General features: G+C 75.6%; 1 protein-coding gene. It reads right to left on the reverse strand.

Annotated elements, in window-relative coordinates; all coding sequences use genetic code 11:
• Nucleotides 1-645, reverse strand: a 645-nt coding sequence (locus tag MCAG_RS01730; protein WP_007071272.1) for an RNA polymerase sigma factor, incomplete at its 3' end; no start/stop codon positions are given.
• Nucleotides 646-934 lie beyond the last annotated feature (289 nt).

The following is a 934-nucleotide window of genomic DNA, read 5'->3' on the forward strand; positions in this document are numbered from 1 at the left end:
CCGTCCGCCGGCTCGACGTACGGGCGCGCCGGCCGCCGGCCGGCCAGGGCGGGGACGCGGCGGCGTCGCGCGCGAAGCGACATCCAGGGGCAGGTCCTGGCGGCGCATGAGCGTGGCGAGGCGGCGCAGCCCCCGGTGGGCGGCGGTGCGTACCGCGCCGGCCCGCCGGCCCAGCACCCGTCCGGCGCTCTCGGCGTCCAGGCCGATCACCGCGCGTAGCAGCACCGCCTCGGCCTCCCGGGGCGGGAGCGTGGCGATCAGCGCCAACGCGGCCTCGGTGCCGAGGGTCTCGCCGGCCCGTTCGGCCGTGTCGGCGTCGCCGGCCAGGTCGTTGAGCGCCTGCACCGGCACCGGAAGCGAGGGCCGTCGGCGCTGCCGGCGCAGGTGGTCCATGGCCCGGTTCCGGGCGATGGTGACGGTCCAGGCCCGGAACTCCCCGCCCGTGAAGCTGGGTAGGTCGCGGGAGATCTGCAACCACGTCTCCGAGGCCACGTCCTCGGCGTCCGACGCGACCAGCGCCGTAAGATAGCGCAGCAGGCCGGGCTGGAGGCTGCGGTAGAGGAAGCGGAAGGCGTCCTCGTCGCCGGCCTGCGCCGCGACGACCGCCTCGTTCAGCTCACTCGTCACGTTCAGCTCACTCGTCATGGGTACGCCGCTCCCGCCGCCCGAAACCCGGCGGGCCGGCGCGCGCCGGCATCGACGAACCCGGCACCGACCTGGCCTGGCAGCCGGACCTCCTCCCGTACCATCAGCCCCCCGCTGACCCTGATCACGCCCGACACCGTACGCGCTCGGACGACATGTCCGGAGCACCGCCCGGCGCGGCCGTCGGCGGGCACGCCCGGGCCGGCAGGGTGGGCTGGCCCGGGCCGCGCTAACGGTAGGAGCGAGGTGCTGGGCGGACAAGGCGATGTTTCGGAGGAAAAGAGTGAGA

The organism is Micromonospora sp. ATCC 39149 (assembly GCF_000158815.1).
Classification (GTDB): domain Bacteria; phylum Actinomycetota; class Actinomycetes; order Mycobacteriales; family Micromonosporaceae; genus Micromonospora.